This window comes from Clostridium algidicarnis DSM 15099, from assembly GCF_002934235.1.
GTDB classification, from domain to species: Bacteria; Bacillota; Clostridia; order Clostridiales; family Clostridiaceae; genus Clostridium_L; species Clostridium_L algidicarnis.
Window position 1 is genome coordinate 21,367 of record NZ_PTIS01000002.1, and the last position, 21,481, is coordinate 42,847.

The window sequence follows — 21,481 nt, forward strand, 5'->3', positions numbered from 1 at the left end:
TTTTCAAATTACAACCTGTTCATAATCAAAAGGAGAGATACTATTGAAACTTAATAATTATAAGGGTACTAATGAAAAAAAAGATGATACTCAAAATAAAATAATTGAAAATAAGAATGATGACAAAGAAACGACGGTATTTAATAAATCATATATGGTTATGATTTTAGCATTAATAAGCTGCTTTTTATGGGGGAGTGCTTTTCCTTCTGTAAAGGTAGGTTATGAAATGTTTTCAATAGGTGGGGATGATACATATCAGAAGATAATTTTTGCGGGGTTTAGATTTTTAATATCATCTATTATGATATTTATATTTTGCATCGTGACAGGTAGAACTTTAAAGGTAAAGAAAGAAGATCTATCAAAGGTTGCTTTTTTAGGAGTTGTACAAACATCAATACAATATGTATTTTTTTATATAGGGCTTTCAAATACTACAGGTACTAAGGGTTCTATATTAGCGGCTACAAATACATTTTTTAGTGTTATTATTGCTCATTTTTTTTATAAAGAAGATAAGCTTAGTTTTAGAAGAATAGTAGGTGTAGTTCTTGGTTTTATGGGTGTAGCTATTGTAAATATGAATGGTGGTAAGATTCAAGGCGGATTTACATTTACAGGAGAAGGATTTGTTGTAATATCTAGTTTAGTAGGTGCTTTAGCGGGCATATATACTAAAAAGATAGCAAAAGATATATCTCCTTTTGCCATTTCAGCATATCAATTATTTATTGGATCTATATTTTTAATATTATCAGGATTTATGGGGGGAGCTAGGGTGCTTCACTTCACTCCTAAAAGCGCAGTACTTCTTTTATATCTAGGATTTATATCAGCTGCAGCTTTTTCTATATGGACAGTTTTACTTAAGTATAATGGTGTTGGTAAGGTTACTATATATAAGTTTTCTATACCTTTATTTGGGGTGTTTTTATCCTACGTCTTTCTTGGTGAAAGATCACTTGGAACTAACGTTGTAATTGCTGTTATATTAGTTATACTAGGTATAATATTAATTAACACAGAGCCAAAGGCTAAATCACAGATGAAGTTATAGATCATAAATAGATAAGTACTTGTATTTGAACATAAAACTTTAAATATATATAATGAAAATTTAAATGAAAGCCCTTTGTTAAAATTATTAACAAAGGGCTTTTATTTAAAAATCTAAAGAACTAAAAGTCTATTGCATCTGCGTGGTAAGAGCTTCTAACTAAAGGAGCAGAGGAAACTCTCTTAAAACCTAAAGAAAGAGCAACATCTTTATAGTAATCAAATTTTTCTGGGGTTATATATTCTACAACATCAAGATGTTTTAAGGTAGGTTGTAGATATTGTCCTAGAGTTAACATGTCACAATGTACGTCTACAAGTCTTTTCATTGCTCTAATTATTTGATCTTCCGTTTCTCCAAGTCCTAGCATAATTCCAGATTTAGTTTTCATATTTGGTTTTTGAATTTTTACATATTCAAGAAGACCTAGGGATCTTTCAAACACTGCCATAGGTCTTACTTTAGAATAAAGTTCAGGAACTGTCTCTACATTATGATTTAAAACATCAGGCTCAGAATTTATAATAAGGTCTATAAGATCTTTATTTCCCCTCATATCAGGTATTAAAAGTTCAATTGATACATTAGGTGTAAGTTTTCTTATTTCCTCTGTAACTTTTACGAATTGCATAGCACCTTGATCCTTTAAATCATCCCTAGTAACGGAGGTTATAACAGCGTGTTTTAACCCAAGCTTTTTAATAGCCTTTGCTACATTTTCAGGTTCCATAGGATCTACGGGTTCTGGAGCTTCCCTAGTAACGTTGCAAAAGGTGCAGTTCCTAGTACAGTTTTTACCTAGCAACATAAAGGTTGCAGTACCTCTTTCAAAACACTCCATTCTATTTGGACAGTTTGCTTCGGAACATACAGTATTAAGAGAAAGGTCTGATACTAAGGCATTAACCTCATTGGTTTTAGTTCCCCCTTGCATTTTTACCCTTATCCATTCTGGTTTTCTTATCATATAAAATACCCCCTCATGTAATTAAGTTTATATATTCATTAACTCATCTAAGAATTCAAAAGTTGAAAGACCTTTCACATATTCATCCATTACCACGTCTTTTAAAGCTTCACTAAGATCAGTTAAATTATGATTTATCCCTATAATTTTAGATTCTAATTCACTAATATCTTTTTCTCCAAAAAAGTCTCCGTATAATGAGATGTTAGTGATAATGCCATTATTAACATTAACGTGATACTCAATAGATCCACAGGGATATTTTGAAGAATGTTCATAGGAGTAGTTAGGGCTCTTTCCATAATTCCACTCCCAGGTTTCAAATCTTGATTTCATTATTTTTTCTATTTCAACTATATCTTGATCCGTAAGTTCATAAACGGTGGTTATATCATTGCACTTCATTACAAAGTTCATAAGATAGTCTTTAAATTCATATAAATTCATTGGACTATTCATGTGAGATGATATATTTGTAACCCTTGAAGATATTGACTTAATACCCTTATCTTTAAATTTTAAAGGTTTACATTTAAGGGCGTTAGAGAGAGAGTCAAGATTGCAATTATACATCAAAGTGCCATGGTGAAGCAGCTTGTCCTTGCTGAAGTATTGTGCATTACCAGAAAACTTCTTACCATCTATAGTGATATCATTTCTGCCTGTAAATTCAGCCTTTACATTTAATGAATCTAAAGCCTTTATAACTGGAAGAGCAAATCTTTCAAAGCCATCTTTTGTAGCTATGTTAGAATTAGATCTATTAGTTATGAAGGTAAAGTTCATATTACCTAAGTCATTAAATACAGCCCCTCCGCCAGAAAGCCTTCTAACCACATCTATGTTGTTTGACTTTATGTAATCAGAGTTTATTTCTGATAGGGTGTTTTGATTTCGACCTATTAATATTGAAGGCTTGTTTATCCAAAGCATAAAAATTTCATCTTGAAAATTTGTTAATAAATATTCTTCAGCAGCATGATTAAAATAAGAGTTATTACTATTATTAACTACGTATATCATAACTTTTGACCTCCATTATTCGTTATAAGCTTAACAGTCAGATTTAAAAGGTTATTATGAAAGAACGCGTTACTATGAAACACATATCAATAAATATATTTCAATAATACAATTAAAGTATATCTAAAATTTAGAAATTAATCAAATAAGATTCGAAAAATACAGTTTATTTGAAAATTCTGTTTATTTATTAACAAAGTAAGTGAGATTATGTATATAATATAATTATAAAATAAATTAAAACAATAATTATAATATTTGACAAATATGTGTTTAGTTTTATACAAAGGTTATAACTACATTATATAAGGGGGAATTAATGTGAAGATACTTCAAGGTAAATTGCTAGGAAGAGGAATAAAAATTGGCATTGTGGTAAGCGCATTAAATAAGGAGATAGCTTTAGAATTATTGAGTGGTACGTTAGAAGCATTAAAAAAACATGGAATAAAGGATGAATATATTGCAGTAGCCTGGGTGCCTAGTGATATTGAGATTCCGCTAGTGGCTAAAAAGATGGCAAATAATGAAATGTATGATGCGGTAATATGTTTAGGGGTTATTACTAAAGGATCTATTTCTTATTTTGATTATGTTTGTTTAGAGGTATGTAAAGCAATTTCAGTAGTTTCATTAAGCGCAGAAAAACCAGTTATAAATGGTATTTTAATTACAAATACAATTGAAGAAGCTATTGAAAAGTCTAGAATAGCATCTGAAAACAATGGATATAATGCAGCTATTAAGGCTATGGAAATGGTTAATTTACTAGATATAATTTAATAAAAGTTAAGTCTCATAAAAAGTTTACAAATATATTTTAAATTGATTTTGTATTATTGTGTTAGAGTTGTACTATATATGAGAAAAAATATTTATGGTATAATATTAAAATAGCAATTTATGAAGATTATAGTTAATCAACACATCAAAATAGAAGAATGCAAAAGGGAGAAAAATTTTGGATAAAGAATTAGAATCACAATCAGATAAGGACCTTATAGAAATAAAATATTTACAGGATAAACTCACTAAACTTAAAAAGATGGAAAATAAAAAGTGGCAATCAACGGAGAAAGATGCAACGTTGGATTATAATTTAAGCAAAATAACGAAAGAAGAGCTTTTATATATAGCTAAAAATCTTTATATAAATAAAGTAAGTAAGTTCAATAAAGAAGACTTGAAAAATAATATAATTGAGCTATATGAAGATAGAGTAGTTATGCTCATTGAAAACATGGATAATCTTAGGTTTGAATATCTTTTAGACTTAGCAAAATCAGGTGGATACAAAGAATACGATAATATTATAGATGTAGACATAGATACTGCATATTATCTTTCTGATAGAGCATTTATATTTACAGGGATTATAAAAGATAAATATGTGGTTATAATGCCAAAAGAACTACAACCTATAATTTTAAGTTATGATAATAAAGACTTTAGAGCTGAGATGAAAAAAAATGAAGAGATAATAAAACTTTTTTGGGGAATGTGCTATCATTATGGAGTTTTACTAATAGATGACTTTAAAGAACTTGTAAAAAGGTATATAGACTATGATATATCAGAGATGCCCCTTGAAATTATGTTAATTGATGCTGCTATTTATTATGGAGAATTTGATTGTAACGGATATATAGGTGCAGATATAACTGTACAGAATCCAAATCATATCCTAGAAAAACAAAGTTCTAGGGAAGATTTGAACTTTTACAATTTTACAAAAAAAGAAATATTAGATGTTGCAACCTTAGGTAATATACGTGAAACAAAGGCAAAAAAAAATATCAAAAAGTTTTTAGTGGAAAATTTTGACATGGACAAAGAGGATGCAGAAGATTTAATATTTGATTTATTGGTGGATATACAAAATGGTGAATTGCCTTCAAAGTATATGTTAGAATTCTTAAAAAGCTTTGATAAAGAAGATGTTGAACTTATTAATATCGTTACGAGCGAGGTAACTAAATTTACAAATAGTACAAAGCAATGGCTAATTAAAGGATATAGTCCAAATGAACTTAGAATGTCTATGGAAGATACTCAAAAGGTACAAAAGATAGGAAGAAATGATCCTTGTCCTTGCGGCAGTGGAAAAAAATATAAGAAATGTTGTGCTTCAAATATAATAGAAATTGGAGATAGATAGTCTCTAAAATATAGTTGTAAGGACGTGGATTTATGAATGATAAGATAAAGGAAACAGAAGATAATATATTGAGATACCTTTATGAAAACAGGTTGAAATCACCACAAAGTTTAGCTAAGATAAGATATGCAGCTAATCTAGAAGAGGACAGAGCCTTTAAAAAGATACTAAAGGCTTCTCTTGAATCCTTAATATCAAAGAACTTTATAAAAAAGCAAGAAAATAGAGGGAATTACAAAATTGAGGATGAAGCCGTAGAATATGTAGAAAAGATACTACTATAATAGGGGATGGTACTTGTGATCTATAAATATGAATTTATAATGGGTGACTCAACACTTCCTATAAAAGCTATTATTCATAGTGTGGATGGATTTGATTTCCACTGGCACGATAAAATTGAAATTATTTTGGTGTTAGCTGGAAGCACTAACGTTAGTGTAGGAAAAGAAGTATATCTGCTTCAAGAAAGTGATTTAATATTGATTAATTCTAATGAAATTCATAGTACGAGAAGAACTAAAGATGAAAATATCTTATTGGCACTACAAATAGACCCGGAATTTTACAGAAGTTGCTATCCTATGTTTTCAAAAATGATTTTCAATTGTAAATCATTTTTAAAAGGGGATGACAATGAGGAAAAGTTTAATACCATTAGATACTATATTGCTAATATTGTATGGACTTTAAACAAAAAAAATAAAGGCTATGAATTAATAATAGGTAGTTACGTATATTTGATTGGATCATATTTAATTAATAACTTTCACTATGAGATAATAGAATCTAAAAGCCAAGAAAATAATGACAAAGATCTTATCAGAATTAACAATATCTTGAATTATGTAAATGAAAATTTCCATAAAAACATAACATTAAGAGAAATTTCAGAAAAGGAACACCTTAATTATCACTTTTTATCTCATTTTATTAAAGATAAGATTGGTATGTCATTTCAAGATTATTTAAACATCGTAAGATTAAATAATGCGGTAAATTTGCTTATGAATAGTGATGATACAATAACGAATATAGCTTCCATTAGTGGTTTCCCAAGTATAAATTCATTTAATAGACTTTTTAAAAAGGAGTATAATTGTTCTCCAAGCGAGTATAGAGAGGTGCTAGTAAGCTCTAATCATGAAACCTTTAAAGGAAGAAAAGAGAGTAAAAAAATAGGAACTTATTTAGATGTAAATAGGAATGATGCATTAAAAAAACTATATAAATATTTATTACTTCCTACTATAAAAGATGAAGATTTAGATACAAGTATATGTGGAAATGATATAAAACTTATTTCTATAGATGGTAATAACGAAGGAGAAACCTTTACACATTATTGGAAGAAAATAATAACCTTTGGCAGAGCTTCGGAAGGGTTAAGAAATAATTTTCAATTACAACTTAGAGAATTACAAGGTGAAATTGGGTTTGATTATATAAGATTTCACGGAATATTTATGGATGAGATGATGATATATAATATTTCAAATCAGGGAAAGGTAGAATATAACTGGAGTTATGTAGATAATCTTTTTGACTTTTTCAAGGAGGTTAATATAAAACCTTTTATAGAACTTAGCTTTATGCCAAGCGAATTAAAAAGCACAGAGGATACAGTTTTCTTTTGGAAAGGAAATATTTCTCCTCCAAAAGATATAAACTTATGGACAACCTTGGTAAAAGAATTTATAAAACACTGTATAAATAGGTATGGGCTAAAGGAAGTAGAAACTTGGTATTTTGAAGTGTGGAATGAGCCTGAATATGAATATTTTTTTTGGGCAGGCAGCAAGGAAGAATATTTTACCTTTTATAAATACACTACCTTTGCGATCAAATCCATTTCAGAAAATCTTAAAGTGGGAGGCCCAGCAATAACCCATGGAACAATATTAACCAGCAGCTATCTACAGGATTTTTTATCCTATTGTAATGATAATGATATTTTGTTAGACTTCATATCTTTACATATATATCCTGAATATATTTCTTTGGATGATGTGGATAAATCTTTATTAAATGATATGGATAGCAGAGCTAAACTAGAAATGGCACCAAAATTAAAAAAAATTTATACTGATAAGAATAATACATTAAATACATTAAAGATAGTAAATAATAAGATCTTAGAAGAACTTAATTATAAGCCTGAAATTAATGTAACTGAGTGGAATGCGTCTTCTTTTCATGGCAACTTTATACATGATACAAGTTATGTAGCAGCTTTCATTATTAAAAATGTTTTACAATGTATAGGAGCTACTAGTTCACTAGGTTATTGGACTTTTACAGATTTAATGGAAGAAAATAAGCTTGGGATTTCATCCTTTCATGGAGGGTTTGGACTTTTAAATAAAGAAGGGTTAAAAAAACCATCCTATTATGCGTACTACTTACTATCAAAATTAGGAGATAAGATTATTGACCAAGGTGAAGATTATATAATAACTAAGAAAGATGAAAGTATACAAATATTAGCATATAATTATGTGTATTTTGATGAGTTATTTTTGCATGGTGATGTATCAGCTTTAACGCATAAAGAAAGATACTTGATTTATGAAGAAAAACCGGTGAAGGAAATAAAATTTAGTATAAAGAATATTGCTGGTTATTATAATATAACTAAGTATAAATTAAATAGGGAAAGTGGTTCAGTATTTGATAAATGGATAGAACTTGGTGCACCAGAAAATATGACAAAGGAAGAGCTTAAATACCTGCAGGGCAAATCTCAGCCTGAAATTGAAGTAAGTGAATTAAAATTATTAGGTGAGTATAATAATAAAATTAATGTGCCAGTACATGGTGTAGAACTCATAATATTAGAAAAGAGAGTTTAAAAATTTAAATTGAACATGAAAAACATAGCAAATATTAGTATGTATGTAAGCAAAAAGTAGATAGATAGGCAATAAATATATAGATATACTTGTAGTAAGTAGTATTAGATAAAAATGACTATTAATTATTACAAGCAAACAATTATATTAAGTCGGTCTTACTTTAATGTAACCTTTGATAGTTCTGAGTTTCAGAAAATTCAGCTATTTACTTTTATAAACACTTATGCTAGTATTTACACATAAGCAATCAGTCATGATTTCCCAAGTCTTTATAAGGAGACATTGAAGTATATGCTAATTTGGGCACTTTGTATATACTGAGTCAGTAGTGCAACCGACCTTTAATATTAAGGTCGGTTTTTTTCGTCCAAAAAATTATGGAAGGAGTTTTGTCATGAAAAAAACGTTAAATTACAAAAGAAAGAAAAAATCATCTATTTTGGTAGCATTAATTGCTGTGATTATGCAAATCTTTACTATATTACCGGGGGTGCAAGTTAAAGCTACAGATATTACAAATACTTTTCCATTTATAACTGAGGTGACTATAACTGATGGTGATGGAAAGGACATAAGTAAGTCTACAGATCCTATAAGCAAGAATGCTGAAGTTAAACTCACATATAAATTTGCAATACCAAATCAGGAGACAGTAAAAAAAGGTGACATATATACTATGCAAATACCTAAAGAAATACAAATAATAAGTGAATTAAATTTCCCAATTACTATTGATAATGGTGACACAATTGCAAATGTTAAAATAGAAACTGATGGAAGGGTTACTATTACCTTTACTGAATTTGCTGAAAAAAATTCTAATGTTTCAGGATTCTTTTATATAGATACTCAATTTGATCCTGATAACATAGGAGGACCAAGTCCCGTACCTATTAAATTTGAAGTTGGAGGTAATTCCAAACCAATTACAATTGATATAAATTTTGAGCAACCGGAAATACCTGATGCTTCTGCTGAGAAGTATGGAGAATATGATGCTTCTAAAAATGAAATTACTTGGAAAGTAATTGTGAATCCAGAAGGGGTTAAGGTTAATGATGCTGAGATTGTGGACAACATCTCAAAGGGACAGGAGTTTATACCAGGTTCTGTTACTATAAATGGAGCTAATGCAGATACAGCAAATTATAACTATGATTATAGCAGTAATAGATTAACTTATAAATTCCAAGGTGTAATAGCAACAGAGCAAGTAATTACATTTAAAACCAAGGTAGTAAATCCAAAAGCTTTTGAAAGCGAAGGAGCTACAGTATATGAGTATAATAAGGCAATCTTTAATCATGATGGAACTAGTGTAGAATCTAATGAGGCATCAGTGGCTATTTATACAGACTTTATTAGAAAATATGGGAACTATGATGTAGCAACAAAGAAAATTAATTGGGTTATTGAAGTAAACAATAATGCTCAAAGCATTTCAAATGCTGTAGTTACAGATGATATCCCTAGTGGATTAACTTTTACACCAGGTAGCCTTAAGGTAGATGGGGTCGAAACTAAGGATAACTATACTATAGATGGACAAAGATTTACCTATACCTTCCCAACTGCTATTAATGAGCCACATATAATTGAATTTTCAACAGATGTAACTGATAAGGATGCTCATAATTCCAATGATTGGAAAACTTATACTAATAAAGCAACTTTAACTGGTAGTGGTGTTCCAGGTAATGCTTCAGATGAAAATGGTGTTGACGTACCTACTAATGTTATTTCTAAAAAGGGAGTAGGATATAATCCAGCTACAGGAGAAATAACTTGGGAGGTTATGGTGAACTGGAATGGTATAGCTATAAAAAATCCAGTAGTTACTGATAAAATAAAATTAGGACAAGAATATGTAGATGGTTCTTTTACTATAGATAAAGATGTTCCAGGAGGAAGCTTTAACTATGTGAAGGCAGCAGATGGTGATTCAGAAAAGACGGGAACATTAACTTACACCTTTAGTGATGATATTAATGAAACCTATATAATAAGGTTTAAGACAAAGGTAACAGACCCTAAGGTTTATGCAGGAAACAGAAATGAAAACTATTATAATGTTGCTGAATTAACTGGGGATAATATAAAGCCTTCGAATTATGAAGGAAAACAAAATGTACGGAGTCAAGTTGTAAATAAGTTTAGTAGTGATTATAACTATGTTACAAGAGAAATTACATGGAAGATTGTAGTTAATAAAAATAAAATGACCCTTCCTAATGCTTATATCATAGATGATGTGAAAGAAGGACAGGAGTTTGTTTCTAATTCTGTTATGATTAATGGAAAGCCGGCAGAAGCATCAAATTATGTTTATGATGAAACTGCTAAAACTTTAAGATATAATTTCCCTAGTGAAATTAAAGATGAGCAAGTAGTAACTTTTAAAACTAAAATCATTGATACTTCTATATTTAATTCTAATGGACAAAAGGAATTTAAAAATACTGCAAGTCTAATAACGGATTTAGTACCTGGGGGTGTAGAAAGTACAGGAAAAGGTACTATAAAAAGTACTTTAATAGACAAGAAAGCTGACTATACTAGAGGTAATTCCTATATTGATTGGAATGTAACCATTAACTCTAATAAAATATTAATTAATGATGCTGCTTTAACAGATATACTTCAAGAAGGTCTTGAACTTGATACCACATCTATAAAACTGTATAAGCAGATTTTAAAACCTGATGGAAGTCTTGAAAAAGGTGAAGAGGTTGTTTTAAATCAAAGCAATGTAAAATATAATAGCTTAACAAGAGAGTTTACATTTACATTACCTTCTCCAACAGAAGAAGCATATATTTTAACCTTTAGAACTGATGTAGTAGACAAGAGTAAGTCACCATTTACTAACGCTATATCCTTTAAAGGTACAGGAATAGTTGGATCATCTTCTTCTGGAAGTGTTGATGTTATATTCCAAGGTGCTGGCGGTGGTGGAGTTGGTGAAACTGGTAGCGTTACGGTTACAAAGGTAGATAAAAATAACGAAAACATTAAGCTAGAAGGAGCTGTGTTTGAACTTCTTGATAAGTATGAAAATGTTATAAGAACTTCAGATCCAACAGGAGAAAATGGAGAAGTTGTATTTAGTAAATTGAGATTTGATATAGATTACTATGTTAGAGAAAAGCTTGCACCAACAGGCTATACACTAAGTAGTGAGTTATATAAATTCCAACTTAAAAATGCTAAAGATACAAAGAATATAACCTATAATTATAAAGATGAAAAGATTAAAGGTGAAATTGAGTTTATTAAATTAGGTGAAGATAAAAACCCTATTAAGGGAGCGGAATTTAAGCTTTACAAAGAAAGTGATACAAACTTTGAGAGTCCTGTGGCAGTAGCTATAAGTGATGAAAATGGATTAGTATCATTTAAAGATGTGGAGTATGGGAAGTACAATATAAAAGAAACAAAAGCTCCAGAAGGATATCTTCTTTCAGCTGAAATACTAACTGCTAATATAACTGAAAATGGTGTTACCATAAAAGCAAATCCAGAGAGTATTTCAAATACTAAGATAAGAGGAAATATAGAATTTACTAAACTAGGAGAAGACAATAGTCCATTAAAGGGAGCAGAATTTAAACTTTACAAAGAAAGTGATACAAACTTTGAAAATCCTGTAGGAACATCTATAAGTGATGAAAATGGATTAGTGTCATTTAAAGATGTGGAGTATGGGAAGTACAACGTAAAAGAAACAAAAGCACCAGAAGGGTATGTACTTTCAAGTGAAGTACTAACAGCTAATATAACCGAAAATGGAAGCACCATAAAAGCAAATCCAGAGAGCATTTCTAATGCTAAGATAAGAGGAAATATAGAATTTACTAAACTAGGAGAAGACAATAGTCCATTAAAGGGAGCGGAGTTTAAACTTTACAAAGAAAGTGATGCAAACTTTGAGAGTCCTGTGGAAGTAGCTATAAGTGATGAAGATGGATTAGTGTCATTTAAAGATGTGGAGTATGGGAAGTACAATATAAAAGAAACAAAAGCTCCAGAAGGATATCTTCTTTCAGCTGAAATACTAACTGCTAATATAACTGAAAATGGTGTTACCATAAAAGCAAATCCAGAAAGTATTTCAAATACTAAGATAAGAGGAAATATAGAATTTGCTAAATTAGGAGAAAATAATAGTCCATTAAAGGGAGCGGAGTTTAAACTTTACAAAGAAAGTGATGCAAACTTTGAGAGCCCTGTGGCAGTAGCTATAAGTGATGAAAATGGATTAGTATCATTTAAAGATGTGGAGTATGGGAGGTACAATATAAAAGAAACAAAAGCTCCAGACGGATATCTTCTTTCAGCTGAAATACTAACTGCTAATATAACTGAAAATGGTGTTACCATAAAAGCAAATCCAGAGAGTATTTCTAATGCTAAGATAAGAGCATCTGTTCAAGTGAAAAAATTTGATCAAGATAAGAAACCACTTAAGGGTGCTGAGTTTACACTATATAATTCAGAAGGTAAAGAAGTTTTAGCTTCTGTAACAGGGAAAGATGGAATTGCAATATTTGAAAATCTTGTTTACGGTGAATATACAATAAAAGAAACAAAGGTTCCTGAAGGATATTTAGCTTCAGAGGGTACCATAAAAATATTTGTTGATAAAGATAGTGAGTTGTATAGTTATGAAGTAGTAAACAATAGAATTAAAGGATCTATTATAATCACCAAAGTAGATATGAAGGGTAATGCACTTCAAGGGGCAGAATTTACTTTATATGATAGAGAGGGCAAAGAAGTAGCGACTAAAATTTCTGATAAGGATGGAATTGTTACTTTTAATGATGTAGATTACGGAAGTTATACTGTTAAGGAGACTAAGGCTCCTAAAGGATATATCTTAAGTGAGGAGAAGCTAGAAATTAAGGTTAGCTCCCCAGAAACTCAAAACTTTATCTTTAAGAATGAAGCTGAAAAGTTTATAGATAAGATCTCTAATGTTCTTCCTAAGACTGGTAGCTTGTTTAATTACAAAGTTATAATGATGATTGGATGGGGAACAATTATCATGGGGCTTGGATCATTTTTAAAGAAAAATAAAGTGAGATAATTGTAATTTAAAAATCTTATGCAAGAGGCTATGAAGAAAGCAATTTTAGCTTAAACTTCATAGCCTCTTATATTAATTTACATATAAATTGTGAGATATAAAGGTCAAAAACCTTTTTATTAGAATGAATTTTTGATATACTTATTCTTCAAAGCAAATAATAAAAGTAAATCATAGATAAAACGAAATATGATTTAAATAGAGGGGTAATCAAAATAATGATAAATTTTAACAGTATAGGTATTAGTGAGAGTATTATAAAGAATTTAAAGCTTCAAGGAATAACAGAGCCCACACCAATTCAAGAAGGTAGTATAAAAATTATAAAAGATGGCAAGGATGTTATAGCAGAGGCGCAAACAGGAACAGGGAAAACATTAGCGTTTTTATTACCCATGTTTGAAAATATGTCTTCTGACATAAATAGCATTCAAGGATTAATAGTTACCCCAACAAGGGAGCTAGCTATTCAAATAACAGAGGAAGCGATGAAACTTAAAGAAGCAAAGAATTTAAACATCTTGGCTATTTATGGTGGAAAAGATACCGGATCTCAATTGAAAAAATTACAAGGCGATGTTCACCTTATAATTGCAACTCCGGGAAGGCTTATAGATCATCTTTCAAGGGGAACTGTAAAGCTTGATAAGTTAAAAACATTAGTATTAGATGAGGCAGATCAAATGCTTCTTATGGGATTTAAAGGTGATGTAGAAGCTATAATAAAGGAAACACCAAAAAACAGGCAGACTCTTTGCTTTTCAGCAACTATGAATTCCGATGTTAAAAAGCTAGCTTATAGATATATGATTGATCCTAAGGTAGTGGTAATTGAGAAAGAAGAAGTAACCCTTAAAAATATAAAGCAATTTTTGGTGGAAACTACAGATAGAAAGAAGCAAGATGCTTTATGTAAAGTCTTAGATGAAAATAATCCATTTATGGCCATTATTTTTTGTAGGACTAAAAGAAGAGTTGATGACCTTGAAATGGCGCTTTTTAAACGAGGATACAATTGTAAAAAGCTACATTCTGATATAACTCAATCAAAAAGAGAAAAGATAATGAAGTCTTTTAAAAATTGTGAGATTCAATATTTAATAGCTACAGATGTAGCATCAAGGGGCTTAGATATAACTGGCGTTACTCATATATATAATTATGATATACCAGAAACTGCTGAAGGATATATACATCGTATAGGAAGAACAGGAAGAGCTGGTGAGCTTGGATGTTCATATTTATTTGTAGATCCAAAAGATAAAAACCTTCTAAATATGATAGAAAAGCAAATACAGCTAAAGATTCCTGTTATAAAGAGCTTATAGAAATTCTAATCTCATAATTAAAACAAGGTTCACTATAATGTAGAACCTTGTTTTATTTTATTTATTTTATCTTTGCTCCAGGATAAAAATTAGGGTCATTAAAAAACTCATCTTTTAGTTCTTTTACTTCATGTCTCATTAATACAATTCCTATCATATTAGGTATAACAACAAGGGCTAATAACAAATCTAATATAGAAAATAAAGATTCAAGAGAACCGACTGCTCCCCATATTATGGATATAATACAAAGTAGTCTAATAAACTTTGAAAATTTTAATCCAAAAAGTGATTCAGCCATCTTTTCACAATAAAATGTTATTACAATGATTGTAGATAATACAAAAAGTAGTAAGCTTATTGATATAATTATCCCACCTAAGTTATGACCAAATGCATTTTGAAAGACTAGTGCTGGCATTGAAGCTGCCTTATCTGCGGGTACTTGTTCCCAGATACCAGTAGTTAAAATTGCTAAGGCTGTCATAGTACATATTACAAGTGTATCTATTATCACTTCAAATACACCCCATAAGGCTTGACGAACTGGATGATCTGTAATAGCTGCTGAATGCGCTATTGGAGCACTTCCCATACCAGCCTCATTTGAATAAAGACCTCTTGCCATACCCCACCTTATTGTTGAGGCTATAGCAGAACCACCAAAGCCACCTATAGCAGCCATAGGAGAAAATGCGCCTTTAAAGATCAAAGAAAATACATGAGGAAGATTTGAAATGTTCATTATAATAATAATCATAGTTGCAATTATGAATATTAATGCCATAAAAGGAACCAATCTTTCTGTTACTTGTCCAATTCTTTTAATACCACCATATACTACTAGGGCAACTAATGATGCCATTACAATGGCTGTTATAATCTTTGGTATTCCGATAGTTTCTACAGTTTGACATACTGAAAGGGATTGTGCTGAAATAGATGGAATTATTTCAAGCATAAAAAAGAAGGAACACATCACACCTAATATTGGAGATTTTAATCCCTTTTTCAAATAATATATAGGACCTCCAACATATTCTCCTAGATTATTTTTTTCTCTATATTTTATGCCAAGTATAATCTCAGAGAATTTAGTAGCTTGTCCCAAAAGAGCAACTACCCACATCCAAAATATTGCTCCAGGGCCGCCTAAAGCTATTGCAACAGGAACACCTACGATGTTTGCAGCACCTACAGTAGATGCTAGTGCTGAACACGCTGCTTGAAAGGGGGTTATAGTACCTTCACCAGTAGGCTTTTTAAACATTTTTCCAAAGGTTTCCTTTAATATGAAAGGTAGATATCTAAATTGAAAAAAGCCTAGTGTAACAGTAAGGATAATACCACCACCTACAAGTAAAATTAGTAAGGGCGGACCCCAAATAAAATCTGAAATTTTACCTATGACTTCTAGTAAGTTCATGTATATCATCTCCCTTTTATTTTATTACTGATTAAGTACGATGGATTTGTTTTTGTATAATTAGATTATAGTAATTATATAAGTATACACCATAGTAGTGATGAAATATTGTCAATTAAACCTTGTTTATAAAATAATATTATTAAGGTAGAAGTAAATTCATTTTGATTAAAGGATTATTTTTATAGTATATTATAGAAAAGTTAAAATAAGAATAATAGGCTAAAATAAAAATATGGCAACTACTTAAGGTGACTTTTTAAGTAGTTGCCATATTTGGAGTATATAAATGTTAAAATTAAAGTAAAAACCTAAGCTGTGAAGCTGTCGTAATAGCAACGACAATCGTTAGAGTCGTTCACATCATAAAATTTAGCAAGGCAATGTACGAAATCTTCTTTTGACATGCCAGATTCTTCTGCTAAATGCTTAACCTGATTTAATATTTCTTCGGAAATCTTAAAAGTACCGTTACTCATAAAAACATACCTCCAAAAATTTTTAATAATATACAAATCCCTAATGAAAATATACTATTTAACCATAAAAAAAGATATTGTATATCACATTTAAACGTTATCATATATATAGTATACTATATTAAATATAAAAATGCCACAAGTTTTAAAAAAATATGATCATGAAAATAAAAATATTATATAGAAACTTCATTAACAAAAAATAAGCGATATTAAAATTAAAATATGATTTAGCTAAAATTACCAGGAATATTAATTTGTATTATGCACACAATATTATTATAGAGAGGTGATTCCGATGGAAAAAGATTTTAAGTATGATTATTTAGGCTTATACCGAAAATGATTTTAAAGTCTCCATATATTCACTAATCTTGTGGCCAGGGAGTAGAAATATTCCCTGGTCTTATTTAATTAAATGTTTATAAAATATATATTTTAATATGATACTTATTGTAGTAAGATTATGATATACAACAATAGAAAATTAAGTTTTAAAGGTGGTTAGATATTATAAAAAAATTCAAACTTAAAACTTAATAATATATAATGAAAAGGAGAGTTCAATATGATAAATTTTAATTATTCAATTCCAACAAAAATATTTTTTGGAAAAGATCAGATAAATGTTTTGGGAGAGCAAATAAAAAATTATGGTTCTAAGGTTCTACTTGTTTATGGTGGTGGAAGCATAAAGAAAAGTGGACTATATGGTAAGGTTGTGGATATTTTCAATAAAAATGACATTAGTTTTTGGGAACTTCCTGGTGTAGAGCCAAATCCAAGAATAACAAGTGTAAGAAAAGGTGCAGAAATTTGCAAAGAAAATAATATAGATATTATACTTGCTGTAGGTGGAGGAAGTTCAATTGATTGTTCAAAAGTTATAGGAGCAGCTGCGTGCTATGATGGAGAACCATGGGACTTAGTTATAGATCCAAGAAAAATAAAAAAGGTTCTTCCAATTGCAAGCATACTTACATTATCTGCTACAGGATCTGAAATGGATGCAGGTGCAGTAATTACAAATTTAGAAACTAATCAAAAACTTGGAACAGGTCATAAAGATATGGCTCCTAAGTTTTCGATTTTAGATCCAACAAATACATTTACTGTTCCAAAGAGTCAAACAGCAGCAGGTACAGCAGATATAATGAGCCATATTTTTGAAGTGTATTTCAATAATACAAAGGGAGTTTATCTTCAAGACAGAATGGCAGAAGCATTACTTAAAACTTGCATAAATTATGGACCAAAGGCCATGGAAAATCCTGAAGATTATGAAGCTAGATCTAACCTTATGTGGGCTTCAAGTCTTGCAATAAACGGTCTTTTAACTTATGGAAAAGAAACAAACTGGAGTGTTCACCCAATGGAACATGAGTTAAGTGCATTTTATGATATTACTCACGGTGTAGGGCTTGCAATATTAACACCACATTGGATGGAATATGTTTTAAATGATGATACATTAAATAAATTTGTGGAATATGGAGTTAATGTTTGGAATATTGATGAGAATTTAGACAAATATGAAATAGCACATAAGTCAATAGAAGAAACAAAGAAGTTCTTTATATCTTTAGGTATACCTTCCACATTAAGAGAAGTTGGTATAGAAGAAGAAAAGTTAGAAGAGATGGCAAAGCAAGCAACTGTAAGAGGCAGTCTTGGTAATTTCCTACCTTTAGATTCAAAAGATGTATTAAGTATATATAAAGCAGCTTTTTAATAAAAGATTATAGAGTAAGGCTTATAAATATATAATAAATATAAAAACACCTAGGATTAATATTATCCTAGGTGTTTTTAATGTGCATATTAATGGAATAATTGCAATATATTTAAGGGTGCCATATTATAGCCTATATTTAATAATGAATAAGCTTATAAAATGGGCAATGTTTAAATGGAAGGAGGTGAAAATTATGACAAGGCTACAAGTAGTAAAAGCTATATCAGTGTTTTTAATAATGACGTTGGTGATAATGGGCACAAATACTTCTATACACACCAAAGCTTTAGAAAATAACGAATCCATAGAAGTTGATAAAAAGTCCAAACTTTTATCTCCTTGTAATAGGGAATATGAAGTTGAACTAAATGTAAAAGGGAAACTTCAAAATATTAAACCTGTAGATACGGTTCTTGTAATAGATAGGTCAGGGAGTATGTACGGTAGTAATCTTAACAACGCAAAAAGTGCAGCTAAAGAATTTTCAAAAAAGATTATTTTAGATAATCCTAATAATAGGGTGTCTATAGTAAGCTTTGGTAATTGGGGAAGAATTGATTTAGGACTTACAAATGACTTAAAGACTATTAATAGAGCTATAGATGATTTAATAGCATACGGGGACACAAATATTTATGATGGACTAGTAAAAGCTAATTCAGTATTATCTATAGCAAATAGGGATTCAGTGAAATCCATAGTGCTATTATCTGATGGAATAGCAAATAGACCTTGGTATAATAGACCAATTCAAAATGCTATAGATGAAGCATCTAAATCTAAAAAAAATAACTATCTTTTATTTACTGTAGGGCTTTTTAGTGGAATGACCGATCCTGATAAAGAGACTGCTGTTAATACTTTGACTTCTATAGCTAATAAAGGTAATTATTATGACTCAACTTCAGAAGATATGCTTACTGAAATCTATTTGAAGATAGCAAATTTAATTAACTTTGCAGCTAAAGAAGTTGTAGTTACTGATGTTTTATCTAAGGCGGTTAGAGAAAATTTTGATTTAAACCTAGGTAGCTTCAAACTTGATGGCGTAAGTATTCAGCCAGATGGAGCAGAAAACCGAATTTTATTTGATGCTAAGACAGGAACCATAAGTTGGAACTTAGGTACAATAGGTGAGGAGAGTAAAACCCTTACTTATGTTATTAAGGCTAAGGCTTCTTATGAAGGAAGTAAGGGTGAGTTTATTGATACAAATGAAAATGCCAAAGTTAAATATCAGGATACTTTAGGTAATAATAAAGAAAAACTATTTCCAGTGCCTTATATAAAGGTTCCAGGTACTTTAACATCTATTGCAGGAGATGACATGACTATATATGAAGGTGACAGTATAGTGCTAGGTGGAAACCCTGCAGCTACAGGTGGATTTGGTAGTGAAATTAATTGGACTACCCTTGAAGATAAAACTGTAACCTGGGACAAAGATAATTTAAATACTACAGGGAAATATAGCTATAAATGGTCAAGTAGAAATCCAGGTGAATCTACGTGGATAGAATTTTCATCTCTTGAAAATCCAAAAGTTAACCCTTCAAATAGTACTGAATATAAGTTAGAAGTGAAAGACACCTTTGGAAAATGTATTGCTACTGATGAAGTTACTATAACAGTTAAAAGAGTTGGGGAGGTTAAAGTTAAGGTTGTGGTTTTAGATGAAGATAATAAAGATATATCTGATAGTATAATAGATGAATTTTATCTAAAAGCTGAGGGAATAAACAATCAAAAGTGGAATATTATAATGGGATCAAAGGAAGAAAAGATATACAAGGGCCTTGAACTAGGTGATTATAGCATATTACCTGATTATATATCAAAGTATTATAAGCTTATAAGTATAAAAGATATTTCAGGTAATGACATAACCTCCACAGGGAAGATAACACTGTCAAATAAGAATAGAAAAGAAGAAGTAATAGTAACTCTTAAGATTAATAAGACAGGTGGATTTACAGATAAAGATATTATAGATAATGAATTTCCAGTGATTAAATAATAGGAGAGATATATATGGAAATAGATAAGAAAACACCGACAATAAAAACAATTTTAAATATAGTGGAAAATATAATAATTGTATTTTTATTATTAATTACAGTAATTCTTTCTTACTTGGCAATATGTAACATTGGCAAAGATAAGCCACCAAGTGTTATGGGATATAGCATTTATATAGTTTTAAGTGGAAGTATGAATCCTAGCTTTGACACAGGTAGTTTAATTGTATCTAAAAGTACTCCTGTAGAAGATATCAAGGTTAAGGATGTTATAACCTTCAAAGATTCTAAAAGTGAAGATGCTACAACTCATAGAATTGTGGAAATTAAAGAAGATGACAATGGTGTTTCTTATATAACAAAGGGTGATGCAAATGAGGTAAATGATCCTAAATATGTACCTTACGAAGATGTTCTAGGAGTTGTAAAGATGTCCATCCCTAAAGTTGGTGGGGGTATGAAATTTTTAAATGAAAAGATTGGAGTTTATATATTAGCACCACTTATAGGTGGGATACTGATAATACATGAATCCATAAAAATAATAAAAATTATTAAAAAAGATAAGAGCTTTAAAGAGTAAATATTAAAAATAAAAATTAGGAGGTATTCATTATGAAAAAGAAATTAATAGCTAGCCTATCAGTGGTTACAATATCAGTTGCATTAATAGCAGGGGTAACATTAGCATGGTTTACAGGAAATGCTAAAACTGATGCTAAGTTTAAGGCAGGTACAGTTGCTGTTGGAATAAAAGAAGGTGAAAAAGATGTGAATGGTGAAAAATTAGAACTAATCAAAAATTGGAATCCTGGAGATTCTGACGTGTTTGATTTTGATGTTCCAAATCTTGGGACTAAAAAGGCATATGTAAGGGTAAAGGTTACTAAAATGAACTGGGATAAGATGGGTGAAATGATTGGGAATGTAAAGTTAAGTCCAGACTCTAACTGGGTAATGGGAGAAACCAAAACAAATGAAGGTCAAGAACATACTTATTATTATTACAAAGAGATATTAGATGGAAGTAAAGATAAAGATGGTAATGATATGACAGCAGAGAAGGCACTTATGAAGTTAAAGGTTGAATTAGATGGAGAAGGAACTGGAAATGACTATCAAGGAGATACCTTTAATATGAAGTTAGATGTAGAAGCTATACAAGCTTCTAATGATGCAATATTATCTGCATGGAATATTTCTGATGCAGTAAAAAGTGAACTAGAAGGATATAAAGCAAAGTAATATTTAGATAATAGTATATGACCATTATCGTACTAATAATATAATGTTGTAATTAGATTTATATTAGAGGAGGTAATGGTCAAATTTAGAATATAACT

General features: G+C 30.1%; 15 protein-coding genes and 1 riboswitch. Of the genes, 11 read left to right on the forward strand and 4 right to left on the reverse strand.

Features of this window, described 5'->3' with window-relative positions; genetic code table 11:
• Positions 1 to 43: 43 nt before the first annotated feature.
• Entirely contained in the window at positions 44 to 1,060 is a 1,017-nt protein-coding gene (locus tag BD821_RS02390; protein ID WP_104409141.1) for a DMT family transporter, read from the forward strand.
• Positions 1,061 to 1,181: 121 nt separating this feature from the next.
• On the opposite strand, the gene lipA is transcribed toward BD821_RS02390, so the two are convergent.
• Both lipA and lplA read right to left on the reverse strand, forming a co-directional pair.
• A complete protein-coding gene (gene lipA / locus BD821_RS02395; RefSeq protein ID WP_104409142.1) occupies positions 1,182 to 2,027 on the reverse strand; it encodes a lipoyl synthase in 846 nt (281 codons plus the stop codon).
• 27 nt (positions 2,028 to 2,054) lie between these two features.
• Positions 2,055 to 3,050, reverse strand: a complete 996-nt coding sequence (gene lplA / locus BD821_RS02400) for a lipoate--protein ligase (RefSeq protein ID WP_104409143.1) — start codon at positions 3,048 to 3,050, stop codon at positions 2,055 to 2,057.
• Between the two features lie 321 nt (positions 3,051 to 3,371).
• On the opposite strand from lplA, the gene ribH reads away from it, so the two are divergent.
• The 6 genes from ribH (at position 3,372) to BD821_RS02430 (ending at position 14,480) form a co-directional block, all read left to right on the forward strand.
• Positions 3,372 to 3,833 carry a 6,7-dimethyl-8-ribityllumazine synthase gene (gene ribH / locus BD821_RS02405; RefSeq protein ID WP_104409144.1) on the forward strand — a complete coding sequence of 154 codons (462 nt, stop codon included), beginning with the start codon at positions 3,372 to 3,374 and terminating at the stop codon, positions 3,831 to 3,833.
• 178 nt (positions 3,834 to 4,011) lie between these two features.
• Positions 4,012 to 5,208: an SEC-C metal-binding domain-containing protein gene (locus BD821_RS02410; RefSeq protein WP_104409145.1), complete on the forward strand. Its 1,197-nt coding sequence runs from the start codon at positions 4,012 to 4,014 to the stop codon at positions 5,206 to 5,208.
• Between the two features lie 32 nt (positions 5,209 to 5,240).
• Positions 5,241 to 5,492 carry a hypothetical protein gene (locus BD821_RS02415; protein ID WP_104409146.1) on the forward strand — a complete coding sequence of 84 codons (252 nt, stop codon included), beginning with the start codon at positions 5,241 to 5,243 and terminating at the stop codon, positions 5,490 to 5,492.
• A 15-nt stretch (positions 5,493 to 5,507) separates the two neighbouring features.
• Positions 5,508 to 8,060, forward strand: coding sequence for a GH39 family glycosyl hydrolase (locus BD821_RS02420; RefSeq protein ID WP_242971445.1), 2,553 nt, complete (start codon positions 5,508 to 5,510; stop codon positions 8,058 to 8,060).
• 269 nt (positions 8,061 to 8,329) lie between these two features.
• A riboswitch (cyclic di-GMP riboswitch) is annotated at positions 8,330 to 8,412 on the forward strand.
• A 45-nt stretch (positions 8,413 to 8,457) separates the two neighbouring features.
• The gene (locus BD821_RS02425; protein ID WP_104409148.1) at positions 8,458 to 13,152 is read left to right on the forward strand and encodes a SpaA isopeptide-forming pilin-related protein; all 4,695 of its coding nucleotides are present in this window, start codon (positions 8,458 to 8,460) and stop codon (positions 13,150 to 13,152) included.
• 218 nt (positions 13,153 to 13,370) lie between these two features.
• Entirely contained in the window at positions 13,371 to 14,480 is a 1,110-nt protein-coding gene (locus BD821_RS02430; RefSeq protein WP_104409149.1) for a DEAD/DEAH box helicase, read from the forward strand.
• Positions 14,481 to 14,541: 61 nt separating this feature from the next.
• Here the strand turns inward: BD821_RS02430 and BD821_RS02435 are convergent, their stop codons facing one another.
• Positions 14,542 to 15,906 (reverse strand): alanine/glycine:cation symporter family protein, encoded by a 1,365-nt coding sequence (locus tag BD821_RS02435; RefSeq protein WP_104409150.1) that lies wholly within the window; start codon positions 15,904 to 15,906, stop codon positions 14,542 to 14,544.
• Positions 15,907 to 16,217: 311 nt separating this feature from the next.
• The gene (locus BD821_RS13315) at positions 16,218 to 16,385 is read right to left on the reverse strand and encodes a ribbon-helix-helix domain-containing protein (RefSeq protein WP_146076370.1); all 168 of its coding nucleotides are present in this window, start codon (positions 16,383 to 16,385) and stop codon (positions 16,218 to 16,220) included.
• Between the two features lie 568 nt (positions 16,386 to 16,953).
• Between BD821_RS13315 and BD821_RS02440 the strand changes: the two genes are divergently transcribed.
• From BD821_RS02440 to BD821_RS02455, 4 genes are all read left to right on the forward strand, one after another.
• Positions 16,954 to 18,117, forward strand: coding sequence for an iron-containing alcohol dehydrogenase (locus BD821_RS02440; RefSeq protein WP_104409151.1), 1,164 nt, complete (start codon positions 16,954 to 16,956; stop codon positions 18,115 to 18,117).
• Between the two features lie 196 nt (positions 18,118 to 18,313).
• Entirely contained in the window at positions 18,314 to 20,137 is a 1,824-nt protein-coding gene (locus BD821_RS02445) for a vWA domain-containing protein (RefSeq protein WP_169993922.1), read from the forward strand.
• A gap of 14 nt (positions 20,138 to 20,151) precedes the next feature.
• Positions 20,152 to 20,721, forward strand: coding sequence for a signal peptidase I (locus tag BD821_RS02450; RefSeq protein WP_104409153.1), 570 nt, complete (start codon positions 20,152 to 20,154; stop codon positions 20,719 to 20,721).
• 32 nt (positions 20,722 to 20,753) lie between these two features.
• Positions 20,754 to 21,383: a TasA family protein gene (locus tag BD821_RS02455; protein ID WP_104409154.1), complete on the forward strand. Its 630-nt coding sequence runs from the start codon at positions 20,754 to 20,756 to the stop codon at positions 21,381 to 21,383.
• Positions 21,384 to 21,481 lie beyond the last annotated feature (98 nt).

Excerpts from the sequence above, each read along its gene's own strand:
- BD821_RS02440 (WP_104409151.1), top strand. The coding sequence starts at position 16,954 with ATGATAAATTTTAATTATTCAATTCCAACAAAAATATTTTTTGGAAAA.
- BD821_RS02415 (WP_104409146.1), top strand. The coding sequence starts at position 5,241 with ATGAATGATAAGATAAAGGAAACAGAAGATAATATATTGAGATACCTT.
- BD821_RS02435 (WP_104409150.1), bottom strand. The coding sequence starts at position 15,906 with ATGAACTTACTAGAAGTCATAGGTAAAATTTCAGATTTTATTTGGGGT.
- lplA (WP_104409143.1), bottom strand. The coding sequence starts at position 3,050 with ATGATATACGTAGTTAATAATAGTAATAACTCTTATTTTAATCATGCT.
- BD821_RS02430 (WP_104409149.1), top strand. The coding sequence starts at position 13,371 with ATGATAAATTTTAACAGTATAGGTATTAGTGAGAGTATTATAAAGAAT.
- BD821_RS02455 (WP_104409154.1), top strand. The coding sequence starts at position 20,754 with ATGAAAAAGAAATTAATAGCTAGCCTATCAGTGGTTACAATATCAGTT.
- BD821_RS02450 (WP_104409153.1), top strand. The coding sequence starts at position 20,152 with ATGGAAATAGATAAGAAAACACCGACAATAAAAACAATTTTAAATATA.
- BD821_RS13315 (WP_146076370.1), bottom strand. The coding sequence starts at position 16,385 with ATGAGTAACGGTACTTTTAAGATTTCCGAAGAAATATTAAATCAGGTT.
- lipA (WP_104409142.1), bottom strand. The coding sequence starts at position 2,027 with ATGATAAGAAAACCAGAATGGATAAGGGTAAAAATGCAAGGGGGAACT.
- BD821_RS02425 (WP_104409148.1), top strand. The coding sequence starts at position 8,458 with ATGAAAAAAACGTTAAATTACAAAAGAAAGAAAAAATCATCTATTTTG.
- BD821_RS02445 (WP_169993922.1), top strand. The coding sequence starts at position 18,314 with ATGACAAGGCTACAAGTAGTAAAAGCTATATCAGTGTTTTTAATAATG.